This window comes from Paenisporosarcina sp. TG20 (assembly GCF_000286315.1).
Taxonomy (GTDB): domain Bacteria; phylum Bacillota; class Bacilli; order Bacillales_A; family Planococcaceae; genus Paenisporosarcina.
The window spans coordinates 1-3,822 of the sequence record NZ_ALJG01000116.1 but is presented as its reverse complement, the minus strand read 5'-3'; the positions used below and the strand labels follow the sequence as shown (position 1 = coordinate 3,822).

At 35.2% G+C, this 3,822-nt stretch carries 4 protein-coding genes; all 4 read right to left on the bottom strand.

Going from position 1 to position 3,822, the window contains the following annotated elements:
* Positions 1-156: 156 nt before the first annotated feature.
* From B371_RS0101130 to B371_RS0101115, 4 genes are read right to left on the bottom strand one after another with little or no spacing between them, the layout of a single operon-like run.
* Positions 157-1,380, bottom strand: a complete 1,224-nt coding sequence (locus B371_RS0101130) for a hypothetical protein (RefSeq protein ID WP_019412491.1) — start codon at positions 1,378-1,380, stop codon at positions 157-159.
* A 13-nt stretch (positions 1,381-1,393) separates the two neighbouring features.
* Positions 1,394-2,227 carry a hypothetical protein gene (locus B371_RS0101125; protein ID WP_019412490.1) on the bottom strand — a complete coding sequence of 278 codons (834 nt, stop codon included), beginning with the start codon at positions 2,225-2,227 and terminating at the stop codon, positions 1,394-1,396.
* Entirely contained in the window at positions 2,224-2,913 is a 690-nt protein-coding gene (locus tag B371_RS0101120) for an ABC transporter ATP-binding protein (protein ID WP_019412489.1), read from the bottom strand. Before B371_RS0101120 ends, B371_RS0101125 begins: the two co-directional genes overlap by 4 nt.
* Complete coding sequence (locus B371_RS0101115) at positions 2,910-3,299, bottom strand: GntR family transcriptional regulator (protein WP_019412488.1); 390 nt, start codon at positions 3,297-3,299, stop codon at positions 2,910-2,912. Before B371_RS0101115 ends, B371_RS0101120 begins: the two co-directional genes overlap by 4 nt.
* Between the last annotated feature and the right edge of the window lie 523 nt (positions 3,300-3,822).

Below are 3,822 nucleotides of genomic sequence, written 5' to 3'. Positions count from 1 at the left end.
CTCTCGCTTTTCCAACAAAAAACCCTTCAAACAACCGTTTGAAGGGATCATTTTGCACTTTTTCCAACTGGGCATCCATGCTCTCAATATCATCATTGCAATATTTTTAAAACAAGGGTCAGACCCCAATCAGAGTCTGACCCTTGTCTAGCTGACCTATTTCACTGACATTTCATATATAAATAACTCAAACTCTTCCGTACTTTCTGGAGTGTTTTTTCTTACTAATTCACCCTTAAAAAGCGTTTCACCTGTTTTCACATTAACTACAGCAATACTTGCATTAGTTTTTAAATTTGAAATTTGGTTAATCGCGTATAGCTTACTTTCTCTCACAATTATAGTTGTTGGCGGTTGCTCATTACTTCCAGCGTTTAATAACTGTATTGTAAACTCACTTCCAGCTAAATTATTCTCTATACTAAAAGGAGTTACAATTAGTTGTTCCTCACTAAATTCCGTGAAATAAATCGTTGAACCATCAAAAAAACTAACTTGTTTGTCTTTCAGATTCTCTGTTAATTCAATTGCATTTGTTTTTTTTGTTTTTAAATTATAAGAAACTAATTCCTTACTTAAAACATCTTCTCTAAATGATTCTTCAAGATGTATTAATTTGCTTTCAGTTTTTAAAAAAACAAGAATTTCATTAGCTTGTTTAGGGTCTGTTTGGATTAATTGTGCATTGATCTGTAAATCTTCTTGTGATTCAGGGAGTGAAAAAATCACTTCATTACTGCTTATATTTCCATTAGTAATACTAAAAGTGTAAATATGTTTTTCATTATAGTATTCTTCATTCTCTCTAATCGTATTACTAGTAATCATTTTCAGCTCATTATCAACCACCTGTACATCTTCAACAAATATATGATTAACCACTGAGCTGTCTGGAACTTTAATGTTGTAGGAAGTTGTATTGCCATTAGCTTTATCTAAGATAGCTATAGCAAACTTAAAGTCGCTTGATTCTGATACGCCAAATTTATATTTGACGTCTGCATAGGCTAGGAACTGATCGTTCTCAAAAAACGACCCGATGTTGTGACCTTTTCCTCTCATGAAATCGCGATACTTCTCTTGTAATTCCTTAATAATTGGTGACGGTTGTCTAAGAACCTGATCGATAAGTGATCTATCATTTATATTTTCAGAACCGTCAGAGCTAATTTTCAAGTGAGTGTTAGTATAACTCATGGAATTCCCTTCATGATAGCCCCCTTCCAACACCAAAGATTTTATTTCATCAACGTTACCGCTCTGCTTTTTAATGACAAACTCTGGGTATTGTGTTGCCGACATAGCTGAGTTCACATAAAACGCTCCAATGCTAAGTACAATTACAGCTATAATTGCAGTAAACTTCCAATATTTTCTCATGTTCACACACTCCCTATACAGTTATCTTGTTCTTTAGTAAGAATCCACTCATCCAAATGGACCCTGCGAGTACAATTAAACCCATCACAATCTCAAGTACAAATAATTCTATTGGATAGAAATAACCATTCAGTATAAAATCCTGCACAAGTAGGGGTGAAATAAATACAGCAACAGCAATTAAGCTATATATACCCCCAATAAAAATCCCCTTCCACCTAAAGCTTCTTTCAAATAAAATTGCCGTAAATAGAATGGACACAACCATAAATCCTGCTCCATAAATCACTATTACGTCAAAAATACTATTTGGAATAAGAATGTTTAATTCAGGCATACCGCTAATAATCTCTTTGACATTCATATCCACACGGAATTCCTTTGGCACCATCCATTTCAGAACCGTTGTCTCTATTGGTATCAAAATAAGTTGAAATGCTACAAAACCAAACGTCAATAATAAGATATTTGTTATTTTAGCGTAAAATATATTCAATCTTGTTGTTGGCAGCATTAATAATCGATAAATAAATGTATTCTTTCCGAACCAATCGCGATACCAGATAAAGAAAATATAGAATCCTACACCTGCTATGCATAAAGCGATTGGACCAAGGAACCATAGACTTCTTACTACCGACTGGAAACTCATTGGTCCAACGATTGATAAAAATTCCGCCTTTGGTATTAAGTATTCATAAATTTCTTTATTGGCCCTGTTTAGATACATTTTCGACATCACAATTACTCCAGCAATTTGTACAATTAATGTAATACCTAGTAGTACTGCAAATAATTTTGCAGATCGATTGAATTCAAAATTCACCAGCTTTAAATAGTTTTTCATCTTTGGTACACCTCTCTCATGACATCTACCACAGATTTCCCTTCGCTTTCACGAGCTTCCTCCGCGCTAAACTCCTTGATAACAATCCCTTCGTCTAGCAAGACTACCTTATCAATTAAATGTTCAATATCACCTATTTCATGTGTCGTAATGATAACGCCTCTATTTTCAATTAAATGACTCGTAAACACTTTAGCGATTTCCTCCCGACTAAACATGTCAATTCCGGAAAAAGGCTCATCCATTAATACAAAATCAACATCCATTGCTAATCCAAGTAATAAATTGACCTTTGCTGTATTTCCTTTTGATAAGGAAGATATTCTATCGGATACATTTAAATTAAAAAAGCCGAGTAGTTCCGTTGCGCGCTTCTGGTTCCAACATGTATAAAAGTCACTCATGAACTCCATCGCCTCAGATATTTTCATGTGTGGGAGCATGGTTATTGCATCAGGAATGAAGGTGACTTTTTCAAACGTTTTTTTATTAAGAATTTCTCCATCTATTAAAATTTGCCCTTTGTTAATCGGGGTAAGCGCCATAATGGCATTTAAAATGGTTGTCTTTCCAACTCCATTTATACCAATTAAACATGTTATTTCACCTTTGTTAGCAGTGAATGACACCCCTTTTAATATCTTTTTTCGACCGAAATTCTTTGTAATATTTTTTACTTCAATCATTTTTTAGCCCCCATATCATCGTCAGTTTGTGTGTACTTTGTTCGTACCAAATTCAATAATTCATCTACTGGAACATTAATAGACCGAACTGATGTTACGAAGGTATCCACCGCCTCAACTAACAGCTCTTCTCTTACCATGCCTAGGACCTTTTCATCAGTTGTTATTTTGCTTGGATGATTCTTTTCTGTATGGATCAAGCCTTGTTCCTCCATTTCCTTGTACGCTCGTTGTGCAGTGTTAGGATTAATCTTAAGCATGTTTGCCAACTCTCGTCTCGATGGTATTTCTTTTCCAGGTACTAATTCTCCTATTGCAATTTGCTCCTTAAAATATCGAACAACTTGTAAATAGACCGGATCACGATTATTAAAATTCACATTCATTGATACAACTCCTATACGTCATTGCATGTGTACCACTTAATTTATTTTCAGTGTATGTACTAAGCGGTTCATACAGTTTATAAGTGTATTATATGGTTCATACACTTGGTTGTCAATCCTGTTTTTAGAAAAATTTTCTATCTTTGAAAGATTTCTAGATTTTCGTGAAATATCACTAGTGTTAGTTGACGAATAATAATCCCTTCTTTAACTGCATTCCTTATTCCACATTCAGGTTGGCTAAAACATAAGACAAACCGGGCACAGTATGCCCGGCCCTTTTAAGAAGGGTAACCATAGAAACCCGTTTATTTCCGTTTCGGTGGACGCTTTTCGCGGGCACGGCTTCAGTCTCCTCGTCACTGCGTTCCTCCGGGGCCTTCAGCTCATGCTCTTCCCGCAGAAGTCGCCACCTGCACTTCAATCAACTAGTGTGTATTTATCGATCATTGCAACGTATTCTATTTTTAGTGACAATCATTTGAATCGTGTGCGATCCGAAGCCTATTTCTAAAAAGAGAAA